This window comes from Povalibacter sp. (genome assembly GCF_036520495.1).
Taxonomy (GTDB): Bacteria; Pseudomonadota; Gammaproteobacteria; order Steroidobacterales; family Steroidobacteraceae; genus Steroidobacter.
Genome location: NZ_DATDJO010000060.1, coordinates 16,915 through 28,952, shown reverse-complemented (window position 1 = coordinate 28,952; position 12,038 = coordinate 16,915). Strand labels below are relative to the sequence as shown.

Genomic DNA, 12,038 nt, shown 5'->3' with positions numbered 1-12,038 from the left:
ACTAACACAGCCATTGAGCCTGTGCATGCATCACTTTCACAATCGAGTTCGAGGAGTAGGAAAGATGAGCGCCATTGCCGTTCCGGGTCGAGTTGTCGTTGCCACTCGCGTCCTCGCTGGCGTGACTGTGCCCGATACGCCGTTGGTGTCGAGAGCCATCGATATGGCGCGCGAGAACTCGAAACCGTACCTGTTCAATCACTCAATGCGCTCCTGGCTTTTCGCGGAAGCGATAGCGCAGGCGCAAAATTCATCGCATGACCCAGAAGTGCTTGCGGTGGCCACCTTGCTGCACGACCTGGGACTCATGCCGGCCTTCACTGGACCTCTCAGGTTTGAAGTCGAGGGTGCCAACGCTGCACGCGAGTTCGCTCGCAAGCAAGGCATGTCAGAGTCACGCGCGCAGTTGATCTGGGATGGCGTCGCACTGAACTCCACACCGTCCATCGGACTTCACAAGGAGCCGGAGGTGGCTCTCTGCACGACCGGCATCGGCTTGGATTGGGGCGGCTGGGGTTACGAAACGCTGCCGCAATCGCAGATCGACGAAATTGTCGATGCCTTTCCTCGCCTGCAGATGAAGAGCCAGTTCACGCGTGATGTGTGCCGCATCGTTCAAGAACGCAGCACAACGACCTACGACAACTTCGCGCGCGATTTCGGCGAACGCTTCGTGCCGGGATACACACGCCCCTCTGCGGTCGACCTGCTGTTCGACTCGCCGTTCGCGGAGTAGGCGAGGGCTCCCGCAGCCAGGCTCGCTGCCGTGCCTAGACCCGGTCGCCCTACGGTCTTTGCACGGCGTGCGGGATATACGCCACGCCCAACTGAAACCCGATGTCCGGCGTATTGTTCACGTTCTGTACGTTCTCCGTAAAACCGAACGTGAACAGGAATCGATTGATCCGATGACGCAATCCGATGCTGTATTGATACTTCTCGCTGGTCAATTCACCGAGATCCGTCTGATCGTCGGAGTACACGCTCTTACTGATATAGGCTTGCACGTTGACGTGCGTCCGTTCTGTTAGGCGATGTTCATACCCGATGATCAGCGTGGGAATGATTTGCGAATCTTGCGGCACCGGAAATTCTGCGCCGCCGTAGGAGACGGCAGCGACATTGAGGTAGAGCGCGTGGTGTGCGCCGCGACGCTGCAAGGACGCCTGGACACCATAGTCGACCTTGCCGGTAGATAAGAGCTGTCGCGTTCCATCGATGGGAATCTTCGCTGCTGCCTCAAGAGACAAGCCCCAGCGTTCTGGCAATTGAAAGCCGGCGTAGCGGATCCCAATCGTCGGGTCCATGAATCCGCCGTCGGTCGGCGCACCAAAGCTCGTGACTTGCGACGACTTCAGGTCATAGATGAGATTCACATCATCCTTGCTTACTGCCGGACGCCCGAACGAACTGAAACCGAACGTATCGTGGAAACCCTCGATCGTGCTGTCGAGAAAGCCGCCTTGATACGAAACTGCGCTGAGGATCAGATAGCCGGTCCATTCATCGGACAACTTGTAGTGGAACGTCACGTCGAGTGACGCTGATTCGAGATCCAGCAGATAGTTCTCGCCTGGCAAATCGCGGATCGCCTGTAAGTCTTCGGGACCGAGGTCTCGTCTTCCGGCGGGCTCCAGCGACTTCAAATATCTCTCTACCTCTTCACTTAGCGCCCACGTGTTCTGGTAACCGAGCTCCGTCTCGATTGCCCACGTGCCCTCTTCAATCGACAACGCGTAAGCAGGTCGCATGTCGAGACGCAGGAAGCCAAAGGCGGTGAGGTCACGAGATCGAAGCAGACCGTAGAACTGACTCTCCCCGGCGTGGGACACACACGCCTGGCACGAGGCGCAAGCCAGTATCGCGGCCTTAAAGACAGTTCGTGCCTTCATGCGGATCACCTCGATTGATTTGGTCCGACTTTGAACGGCGGAGCTGTCAGAAGCTTGGAGGAACGTGCGCAAACTGGGATCTGTTCGGCCCTGGCCGTGTTCTGTTGCGCCGTGCTGTTGTTCATCGACACGCAGTTGCGCAAGGCGCCGAGGAATGATCCGGAGTCGTCTGTCGAGGGCCGTACCTGTTGCGTCGTCGCACGCTTGCGCAAGTCACCGCCGAGCCGTTCAAGAGCCAGCGCGCCGAAGAGAGCATTGTCGCGTCAAGCTTCGCGCCGGTGCGATTCACATCGGCAGCCAAGATCCTGCGATCCAGTCCAGAGAGCACGCGCAATGACAAGCAAGCAGCAGCCAATACATTCCGGGTTCTCGGCCGCTTCAACGGCGGCTGAGGTTGTTCGCGATATCGATCTGCGCGGTCAGACCATGATCGTGACCGGTGGGTACAGTGGATTAGGCTTGGAGATGGTTCGAGCGCTCGCACGCGCCGGCGTCTCCATAGTCGTACCTGCGCGGGACGCGACCAGAGCTCGGCATTCGCTTTCAACAGTGCCGGGTGTACAGACCGAAGAGCTCGATTTAATGAACCCGGATTCAGTCGATGCATTCGCCGATAGATTTTCGCGGCAGCATTCGACGCTCAACGCGCTGATCAATTGCGCCGGTATCATGGCCAATCCTTTGACCCGAGATGCGCGCGGGAATGAAAGTCAGCTCTCGACCAATCATCTCGGGCACTTTCAGCTGGCCATACGGCTTTGGCCTATGCTCGCCGCTGCGGGCCATGCCAGGATCGTTGCGATGTCCTCGAGAGGGCATCGTTTCTCGTCTTTCGACTTTGAGGATCCCAACTTCAACGCACGTCCGTACGATCGTTGGAAGGCCTATGGACAGTCGAAGACCGCTAACGTCTTGTTCGCTGTTGAAGCTGACCGGCGCGGAGAGTCTCGGGGTATCCGTGCATTCGCAGTTCATCCCGGCACGATCCTCACTGAGCTCTCACGACATCTCACCGATGAGGATTTCGCCGGCTATGGTTTGGCTCGAGATACACCTCGAGGATTCGTGCCGCAGGGACAATCTGCAGCAGAGGGTGGAATGTTCAAGACTGCCGAACAGGGCGCCGCGACCGCAGTGTGGTGCGCGACGAGCCCTCAACTGCGCGGCTATGGTGGTGTGTATTGCGAGGATGTCGACATCGCCGTGGTCTCAGAGGCAGATGATGCCAATGAGGCAGGCGTCAAACCTTGGGCGGTCGACCCCGCGGCGGCGCAGAAGCTGTGGAAGTTGAGCGAGCAGCTCACCGGCGTGCGGCTCGAATGAGATCGCTGGCCGGGTGCGAGCCAACTATCAAATCCCGTGCGGTATCTGTACGTTCGTTGCCCGATCGCGCGACTGTCTTTTGTGTGCGCACCGGCATTTTTATGGAAGCGGCCAATTGCGAGCGCTTTGGCTTGGTGCTCCAGCAACACCTACTTCTGGTTCAGCCGAGCCAATCGCGCCGCATCGCCCCGTTCGGAACGATCCACAGCGTCATTTTTTCGAGTTGGACGTTTCGTCTCCATACTCTGCTGCGGAGGAGACAAAGCCGCTTTTTCGCTCCCTTGAGCGACTTCCGGCTGCAACAGCGCATGCAGTCTTGAATAAAACGTATCCGGATGCCAGTACACCAGCCGCTCACCAATTCCCTTCGGTTTCGGCAGGATGCCTTTCACAATCCAATTGTCGATCGTTGCAATACTGACAGAGAGGATCTGGGCAGCTTGTTCCCGGGTGATAGGGGTGAATGGTTGAGTCGACATACACGCTTTCTCCATTGAGTTGATGAAAGCGTGTAGCGCTGCTGTTTATACATTTTCCCTAGATCGCGATGAGACAGCTCAACGTTGAGGGAGCCGTCGGCGCTTCTTCAATGGGCGGTCGATGCTTCGAAGTGGCGATCTCTGGTTGCATCAGCTGTCGTTCCTGCTCACGCGTAAGGCGAATGCGCCCCTTGTGAATTTGTTCACCTTTACGAGCAGCTTCGAATACGCGATCCATGTGAGTCGCCAATTTTCCCTTGTGTGGATTTAGATAGCGTTGCAGTGATCGAACGTCCCGGTGCCCGGTGATAGCCGCCAATGTGACGAGGTCGAAGGGCATTCCGCTCGCGTAGCCGGCCTCGGCGATTTGGCTGATGGCCTCATGACGCAGGTCATGCCGCCGAAAATCTTCATCCAGACCCGCTCGCGCGCGGATTCGGTCCCATGCACCATCCCACGAGTCACCTGATACTGGAAATACGCGCGGCTCAGCCGCGTCACGGGTACTTGACAGCTTGCTGAGCAGGTCAATGAGATGTGCCCGCAGAGGGGCAGTCCGCGCGGTGCCATTTTTGGTCTCGGGGAAGAACGCAGTACGTTCGAGAAGGTTGGTGTTGGCCCATAGCAGTGCGAGAGCCTCACCCCGCCGCGCCGCCGTTGCCAGCAGGAAGACGATCAGGGTTTCATAGAGGGGAACGATCTCGAAGGTCGTCAGGTTGGTTTCAATGGTGCGGCGTTCGGCTGCGATGTAGCGCTTCCGCGTTGATTCGCTCCCATCGAGCGCGGCTGCTTTCGCCCGTACTGGCTCGAGCAACTTTTGAATTGCGCGATTCCGCGATTGAATTCTGTCTTCCTCACGTGCGGCATCGAGGAGCTGTTCTTCTTCTCCATCCAGCAGGCGCACATCGCGTTCGTTGTTGTACTTGGGGCGAGTCACTCCTTGCATTGGGTTCTTGATTGCAAGGCCCTCTTTGTCGATAGCCCAGCGAATGACCTGTGAGATGAGATCGAGCTCTCGATCTACAGTGGCAAGACTGACAACGGTCGCCTTCTCATTCAGTGTGTCCGTTTCATCGGAGATCAGTTCTCCTGTATTTGCGCTAACGAATCTCTGGATGTGCTTGTTGGTTACTTCTCTGATCGGCCTGATCATCCAGTTCACGTGACCGCGCTTGCGCGGTTCTTTCTTCTCCTTTTTCTTTGTCTCAGTGGCGTCCGCCTTCTTCTTCACTCGCGCCATGTTTTTGTTCTTCGGCCGGGCCGCGGCCAGGCGCTTTGCCTCTTCAGACGCCTGCTTCTTTTTCTCGCGTACCGTCCGAATGCGAGCCTCGAACTTGGATACGTACCCAGCATCCCGAAGCATGCTCGAGAGGGTGTAAGTCTCCACCGTCCCGCCCTTGTGGATTTTGCAGATCTCTTCGATGTACCGGTCAGCCAGTTTGGCAAACGAGACAGCGCCCACGAGATAGTCGAGAGGCGTTTCATCGTTCGACTGCGCTTCAACAAGCTCAATCAACTCTCGTGCCTTTTCACGTGATTCGACGTGCCGGCTGAACTTTCGGAGGCGCAGCTCGCGGAATCGCACCAGGAAGCAGTCGTCAGCGCGCGCGATCTTGGCGGACGAGTAACCGTTCGCCCTTAGCGCTGCGAGATAGCCCTCTGCTTCCTTAAAGCGGCGAAATCCAAATTCTTTCGTGAGCGTTTCGTTGTTTTTGACGCTCACAATGTAGCGCGAGCGATTGTCGACAGAAGCCATTCGTAACTCCAAGCATTGTGGAGCCACGTGTAGAAAGGGCTTTTAAACGTTCGCTCGATCCGACGAGGTTTGGCTACACCCGTGGAACACGCTCGCAAAAAGCGGTGCATTTCACCGATGACGGTGTACGTAACCTATTGATTATCTATTTATTTTGGTCGGGGTGACAGGATTTGAACCTGCGACCTATACGTCCCGAACGTAGCGCTCTACCAGGCTGAGCTACACCCCGAAGCTGAAGAAGATGGCGGATGGGTCGATGCGGTCGGGAATCAGTAAGTGCGATCGACGGAGAAATCTGCCAGTTCGCGCAGGGCTTGCTTGTATGCCGAGTCCGGCAGTACGGCGAGCGCCTCGATAGCGAGAGAGGCTTCCTGCCGCGCGAGGCGCGCAGTGTACGCAAGGCCCCCAGTCGATTCAATTGCGGCAGTGATCTGGGGCAGGTTCTCGACGAGACCCTTTTCGATGCTGTTGCGGATCATGGCGCGCTCGGCATCGGTGCCGTTTTTCAACGCATATATAAGTGGGAGCGTGGGTTTGCCTTCGGCCAGGTCGTCGCCGAGGTTCTTGCCCAGTGCGTCGCGGTCGGCCCGGTAGTCGAGGGCGTCGTCGACCAGCTGGAAGGCGGTGCCGAGATGTTTGCCGTAGCGCGTCATTGCGTCTTCCACCGCGGGAGAGCTGTCGGTCAGGATCGCGGCAATCTGCGCACCGGCTTCGAAAAGTTGCGCGGTTTTGCGGTAGATGACCTCGAAATACCGTTCTTCGGTGGTTTCCGGGTCATGGGCATTCATGAGTTGGAGGACTTCGCCTTCGGCAATCCGGTTGGTGGCGCGAGCCATGACATCCATGATTCGCATGCTGCCCAGGGCCACCATCATTTCGAAGGATCGGGAGTACACATAATCGCCGACCAGGACGCTGGCTTCGTTGCCCCAGACGGCATTGGCTGTGTCGTGGCCGCGGCGCAGGCTGGAGTTGTCGACGACATCGTCGTGGAGCAGGGTTGCCGTGTGAATGAACTCGACGATGGCCGCAGCTTCGGTATGTCGTTGATCTTTTGACCCACAAGCGCGGGCGGCGACCAGAACGACCAGGGGGCGCAGGCGTTTGCCGCCGCTGCCGACGATGTATTCCGCGACCTGATTCACCAGTACGACGTCGCTGGCGAGGCGGTTGCGGATGACGCGATCGACTGCTTGCAGGTCGTCGGTGACCAGTTGTTTAACGGACTCGAAGCTCATGTAATCGAAGGGAAATTTAAAGAGCGCGCATGGTAGCCGAAGCGAAGGGACTGCGGGCAAATGGCTTAAGGGTGAAGCGAGCGGCCCTGACCGTCCACGTGGATGTCGGCGTCGGATGTTCAGGGTTTCGCTCAGTCGTCCAGCGGCGTAAATACAGTGCGGTTCAAAGGCTTGCCTGTGGGGCATTCAGTCCGTACACTTCGCGACCTTTTCCCCGCCGGGTTTTCCCCGGTTGTCCGGAGTCTTTAGTAATCATGTACGCCGTAATTGCCACAGGTGGTAAGCAGTATCGTGTCGCCGAAGGGTCGGTGGTGCGGATTGAAAAGCTGGAAGCCGAAGCCGGTGCGAACGTTGAGTTCGACCAGGTGCTGCTCGTGGGCGAAGGCGACACGGTGCAGGTCGGCACGCCGTATCTGAACGGTGGCAAGGTCGTTGCCACGGTGCAGAGCCACGGCCGCAGCGACAAGAAGACGATCGTGAAATTCCGCCGCCGCAAGCATTACCTGCGTCAGGGCACACATCGTCAGTCCTACACCGAAGTGAAGATCACCAGCATCGTTGCCTGAAACGGCGTCGATTCATTGAGAGAGTTCAGTCATGGCACATAAAAAGGCAGGCGGTAGTACCAGGAACGGTCGCGATTCCGAGTCGAAGCGACTTGGTCTCAAGAAGTTCGGCGGCGAGCGCGTGATCGCCGGTAACATCATCGTGCGCCAGCGCGGCACGGTTTACCATGCGGGCGACAACGTCGGTACGGGCACGGACTACACGCTGTTCGCGAAGGCCGAGGGCCGCGTCCACTTCCGCAAGAAGGGCATCGAGCAGCGCACCTTCGTGAGCGTGGTTCCCGAGTAAAGGGGCGCTCGCTGCAGTATTACGAGAAGCCCCGGCACGTCCGGGGCTTTTTGTTGGTCGAATCGAAAACCTTTCTATAGCAGGCCCCGCAGCGTCAGGCTGGCGGACGCCGGTCCTCGTCAACAGCCGCTGCTTGCCAGTTAGCCAGTTAGCCGGTTGACCAGTTAGCCTTCACTCAAGTCAGTCAGTCAGTAGTCACCAGCCATGCGTTTCGTCGACGAAGCAATCATCAAAGTCAGTGCCGGCCACGGCGGTCGCGGCGCCATGGGCTTTCGTCGCGAAAAATTCATCCCGTTCGGCGGGCCGGATGGCGGCGACGGCGGCAAAGGCGCCGATGTCTATGTCGAGGGTGTCGAGGGCATCAACACGCTCGCCGATTTCCGTTTCAGGCGGGCATTCCGCGGTCCCAATGGCGAGCCGGGCGGCAGTGCGGACTGCACGGGGGCGGGTGGTGAGGATCTGGTGGTGCCGGTGCCGATCGGCACTGTGATCATCGATGTCGATACCGAGGAGCAGTTGGGTGACGTCACGGCGGCAGGTCAGCGGCTTCTGGTTGCCAAGGGTGGCAAGGGAGGCTGGGGTAATGCCCGCTTCAAGACCAGCACGAACCGCACTCCGCGGAAAGCCATGCCTGGCCTCGAGGGTGAGAAGCGCGAGTTGCGGCTCGAGCTCAAGGTCATGGCGGATGTCGGCCTGCTCGGGTTGCCGAATGCGGGCAAATCCACGCTGATCCGCGCCGTTTCTGCCGCGAAGCCGAAAGTTGCCGACTATCCGTTTACTACGCTGTACCCCAATCTCGGCGTTGTGCGGGTCGGGGACCTCAGAAGCTTCGTGATGGCGGACATTCCCGGCCTGATCGAGGGGGCGGCAGACGGCGCCGGTCTGGGTATCCAGTTCCTGAGGCATCTGCAGCGCACGCGCGTGCTGCTGCATCTGGTCGATATTGCGCCTCCGGATCCCGCAGCGGATCCCGTGAAGGATGTTCGCGCGATTGCAGCAGAGTTGAAGAAGTTCAGCGCGGATCTCGCCAAGAAGGAGCGTTGGCTGGTACTGAACAAAGTGGACCTGATGCAGCCGGATGAGGCAGACAAGGTCTGCAAGGACATCGTGCGGCGACTGCGGTGGAAGGGGCGAGTCTTCCGGATTTCAGGTCTCTCCCGGCAGGGCACTGATGCTCTGTGCCAGGCGGTGATGACGCACATAGAAGAGATGGCTGCCGATGCGAAAGCGGCGGAGTCCACTTAGGAGATTCAAGGGGTTAGCGAAAGTTTCGCCAATAAAAAAGCCGGGCATTGCCCGGCTTTTTCGTATCCAGAGACGACTGTGGTCAGCCGGCAGTCATTTCCTTGATGCGGGTATTCAGCTGGCTCTTATGCCGAGCAGCCTTGTTGCGGTGGATCACGCCCTTGTTGACCATCGAATCGATGATCGGCGCGGCATCCTTCAATTTGGCGGCGGCGACGGTCTGGTCGCCCGACTCCACAGCAGCCACAACACCCTTGATCGCGGTGCGCAGCTTCGAGCGGGCGGCCATATTACGGGCACGGCGCTTGATGGTCTGTTCGGCGCGCTTTTCAGCTGACTTGATATTGGCCACGGACGAGGGACTCTGGGAAAAACGAGGCGCGAATTCTGCCGATCGGCAACCGGCAAGGCAAGGGGAAAAGTCGGTTATCGCGCCCGGAAGCCAAATGAGGTCGTGGATGAGCAGCATTTGCCCGATGTCACGCCCTGATTTGCCCGCCACAGGTCATCTTGTCGGTCCGGAATCCGGGCTGCCCGCCGCGCAAGTCCTTCGGTGAGGCTGTAAGCCTTCCCTGTACCATTGCCGCCCCATGAATTCAGAACTCGAATCGATCGGGCATCTCGCCGCATGAGTCGCGCCTTTTTTCGCACTACCGCCGTTGTAGGGTTCACGACACTTCTTTCCCGCATCACCGGTCTGATGCGCGACGTCGTCTTTGCCTCGATGATCCCGGCTGTCGCGCTCGAGGCGTTCGTCCTCGCCAATCAGATTCCGAACCTGCTGCGCCGGTTGTTCGCCGAAGGCGCGTTCTCCCAGGCGTTCGTGCCGGTGGTCGCCGAGTATCGTGCCCAGCGTTCGACGGATGAAGTGCGCGGACTGGTGGACGCCGTCAGCGGAACGATGGGGCTGTTCCTGCTGGCGGTGTCGATCGTCGGCGTGCTGGTTGCGCCGCTGATCGTGCTCATCTTTGCTCCGGGGTTTCACACGAAGGATGCCGGGCAGTTCGATCTGGCCGTCGAGATGCTGCGCTGGACGTTTCCTTACCTGTTGTTCGTGTCGCTGACGGCTCTGGCCGGCGGGGTGCTCAACAGCTATCAGAAGTTCGCGCTGCCGGCGTTCAGTTCGGTGCTGCTGAATGTCGTCATGATCGTGTTTGCTGCCTGGCTCTCGCCGTATTTCGAGCAGCCGGCGATGGCGTTGGCGATCGGCGTATTCGTCGGCGGCGTGGCGCAGGTGCTGCTGCTCATACCGCCGCTGGTGCGTATGAACCTGCTGCGGTTGCCGCGCTGGAATCTGCAGCACGAGGCGGTACGTCGCATTGCGAGGCTCATGGGGCCGGCCATCGTCGGGTCGTCGATGGGCCAGCTGAGCGTCATGATCAGCACGGGCATCGCCTCCTTGCTGGCGGATGGCAGCATGACCTGGCTGTATTTCGCGGACCGGCTCGTGGAGTTTCCGCTGGGGGTTTTCAGCATTGCCCTGGCCACCGTGATCCTGCCCGCCCTGTCGAAGCATCACGCGACTCAGTCCTCGAAGGACTTTGCTGCCACTCTCGACTGGGCGATCCGGCTGGTGTGCCTGATCGTGATTCCTGCCTCGGTCGCGTTGTTCGTCCTGGCGGGCCCGCTGACCGTGGCGATCTATCAGCGTCGCGAGTTCACGGCCTTCGACGTGGAAATGACCCAGCTCGCGCTGATGGCGTTCTCCTTCGCATTGCTGGGGTGGAGCCTTATCAAGGTGCTCGCGCCGGGGTATTACGCGCGTCAGGACACGAAGGGGCCCGTGAAGGTCGCCATGCGCGCCCTGGGGCTGACGATGGTGCTGAACCTGATCGTCGTCGTCGCGCTCTGGCTGACCGGTCGTATCGCCGATCCCGGCATGCACGCCTTGCTGGCGCTGAGTAACGGCATCGGTGCGATTTTCAACGCCGCGCTCCTGTACCGTGGACTGACGCGTTCCGGAGTCCTCGAGCCGCAGGCCGGCCGTCGCCGATTTCTGCTGCGGGTCGTGCTGGCCAGTGCCTTGATGGCTGCCTTTCTGTGGTGGTTCGGCGGCGATGTGGCAGTCTGGATCGCGGCCTCGACCATGGAGCGAATCGGCTGGCTGACCGCGATCGTCGTGGGCGGCGCCGCCGTCTACTTTGTGGCATTGGCCGTCATGGGTGTGCGGCCGGGTCAGTTTCGGTTGCACGCCAGGCACTGAATCGGGCTCGCAGTCCGGGCAAATCGGCATGAGGCAAGGGAGCGCGGGCCCCTATAATCCGCCCCCTCTCAATGACGATCCGGGGGTTCAGAGGCCACGATGGAATTGATCCGGGGCCTGCACAATCTGCGTCCACGACATCGCGGTTGCGTACTGACCGTCGGTGCATTCGATGGCGTACACCGCGGGCATCAGGAGATGATCCGGGTCCTGCGCGAGAAGGGCGCCGACCATGGTCTGCCGGCCGTGGTCCTGTCGTTCGAGCCGACCCCACGCGAGTATTTTGCCCGTGGCACGCCACCGGCACGGTTGACGCGGTTTCGCGAACGTTTCGAGGCGTTCGCCAGCTATGGGCTGGACCGGTTCGTCTGCCTGCGTTTCAATGAAAGAATCCGCGCGATGCGCCGCGAGGAATTCATCGAACAGGTATTGGTGCAGGGGCTCGGTGTGCGACACATGGTGGTCGGACACGACTTTCGTTTCGCGCGCGACAACGACGGCAGCGTCGCGACGCTGCGCGAAGCCGGGCCGCGCTACGGGTTCGAGGTGACGGAGGTGCCGCCCTTCGAAATCGATGGCGAGCGAGTGAGCAGTTCCCTGATCCGGCAGACGCTCGATGTGGGCGACATGCTGAGTGCCCGGAAGCTCCTGGGTCGGCCGTATCGGATCACTGGCAAGGTCGTCGATGGTCAGAAGCTCGGCCGCAAGCTTGGGTTTCCCACGGCGAACCTCAGATTGCATAGACGAGCGACACCGCTGGCGGGCGTGTTTGCCGTGCGGGTGTCCGGTGCCGGATTGAAGGATGCGCCGGGTGTGGCGAGTCTGGGTACGCGCCCCGTGGTGAACGGCAAGGAATTGCTGCTGGAGGCGCATGTGTTCGATTTCAGCGGCGACCTGTATCGACAGTATCTGCATGTCGACTTCATCGACCGGCTGCGCGATGAGTTGTGGTTTCCCAGCATGGACGCGCTGGTCGAGCAGATGCATCGCGATGCGACGCTGGCGCGTCAGCGATTGTCCGAGCAACAGAGGTAGCGATATGCC

Annotated in this window: 12 protein-coding genes and 1 tRNA gene; 7 read left to right on the top strand and 6 right to left on the bottom strand. The window is 59.7% G+C overall.

The genetic code is table 11. From position 1 onward, the window contains the following. Positions 1-64 precede the first annotated feature (64 nt). Positions 65-736, top strand: coding sequence for an HD domain-containing protein (locus tag VIZ63_RS20280; RefSeq protein WP_331611589.1), 672 nt, complete (start codon positions 65-67; stop codon positions 734-736). Positions 737-785: 49 nt separating this feature from the next. Here VIZ63_RS20280 and VIZ63_RS20275 read toward each other — a convergent pair whose 3' ends face one another. Then, positions 786-1,892 (bottom strand): DUF3187 family protein, encoded by a 1,107-nt coding sequence (locus VIZ63_RS20275; RefSeq protein ID WP_331611588.1) that lies wholly within the window; start codon positions 1,890-1,892, stop codon positions 786-788. Positions 1,893-2,225: 333 nt separating this feature from the next. Between VIZ63_RS20275 and VIZ63_RS20270 the strand changes: the two genes are divergently transcribed. Next, positions 2,226-3,215, top strand: coding sequence for an oxidoreductase (locus VIZ63_RS20270; RefSeq protein ID WP_331611586.1), 990 nt, complete (start codon positions 2,226-2,228; stop codon positions 3,213-3,215). Positions 3,216-3,364: 149 nt separating this feature from the next. On the opposite strand, the gene VIZ63_RS20265 is transcribed toward VIZ63_RS20270, so the two are convergent. The 4 genes from VIZ63_RS20265 to ispB all read right to left on the bottom strand — a co-directional run bounded on the left by VIZ63_RS20265 (position 3,365) and on the right by ispB (position 6,691). Next, on the bottom strand, positions 3,365-3,694 hold the full coding sequence (locus VIZ63_RS20265; protein ID WP_331611583.1) for a hypothetical protein: 330 nt from the start codon (positions 3,692-3,694) through the stop codon (positions 3,365-3,367). A 58-nt stretch (positions 3,695-3,752) separates the two neighbouring features. After that, positions 3,753-5,450 (bottom strand): site-specific integrase, encoded by a 1,698-nt coding sequence (locus VIZ63_RS20260; protein ID WP_331611582.1) that lies wholly within the window; start codon positions 5,448-5,450, stop codon positions 3,753-3,755. A 155-nt stretch (positions 5,451-5,605) separates the two neighbouring features. Continuing rightward, positions 5,606-5,682, bottom strand: a tRNA-Pro gene (locus VIZ63_RS20255). Positions 5,683-5,722: 40 nt separating this feature from the next. Continuing rightward, positions 5,723-6,691: an octaprenyl diphosphate synthase gene (gene ispB / locus VIZ63_RS20250; RefSeq protein ID WP_331611648.1), complete on the bottom strand. Its 969-nt coding sequence runs from the start codon at positions 6,689-6,691 to the stop codon at positions 5,723-5,725. Positions 6,692-6,945: 254 nt separating this feature from the next. Here ispB and rplU point away from each other — a divergent pair, with 254 nt between their 5' ends. From rplU to cgtA, 3 genes are all read left to right on the top strand, one after another. Then, positions 6,946-7,257, top strand: a complete 312-nt coding sequence (gene rplU, locus VIZ63_RS20245; RefSeq protein WP_331611580.1) for a 50S ribosomal protein L21 — start codon at positions 6,946-6,948, stop codon at positions 7,255-7,257. 31 nt (positions 7,258-7,288) lie between these two features. Further along, positions 7,289-7,546, top strand: coding sequence for a 50S ribosomal protein L27 (gene rpmA / locus VIZ63_RS20240; protein WP_331611579.1), 258 nt, complete (start codon positions 7,289-7,291; stop codon positions 7,544-7,546). A 204-nt stretch (positions 7,547-7,750) separates the two neighbouring features. After that, a complete protein-coding gene (cgtA, locus tag VIZ63_RS20235) occupies positions 7,751-8,791 on the top strand; it encodes an Obg family GTPase CgtA (protein ID WP_331611578.1) in 1,041 nt (346 codons plus the stop codon). Between the two features lie 82 nt (positions 8,792-8,873). Here the strand turns inward: cgtA and rpsT are convergent, their stop codons facing one another. After that, positions 8,874-9,143, bottom strand: a complete 270-nt coding sequence (gene rpsT / locus VIZ63_RS20230; RefSeq protein WP_331611576.1) for a 30S ribosomal protein S20 — start codon at positions 9,141-9,143, stop codon at positions 8,874-8,876. Positions 9,144-9,419: 276 nt separating this feature from the next. On the opposite strand from rpsT, the gene murJ reads away from it, so the two are divergent. Next, positions 9,420-10,994, top strand: coding sequence for a murein biosynthesis integral membrane protein MurJ (murJ, locus tag VIZ63_RS20225; protein ID WP_331611574.1), 1,575 nt, complete (start codon positions 9,420-9,422; stop codon positions 10,992-10,994). A 99-nt stretch (positions 10,995-11,093) separates the two neighbouring features. Further along, a complete protein-coding gene (ribF, locus tag VIZ63_RS20220; protein WP_331611573.1) occupies positions 11,094-12,029 on the top strand; it encodes a bifunctional riboflavin kinase/FAD synthetase in 936 nt (311 codons plus the stop codon). Positions 12,030-12,038: the final 9 nt, after the last annotated feature.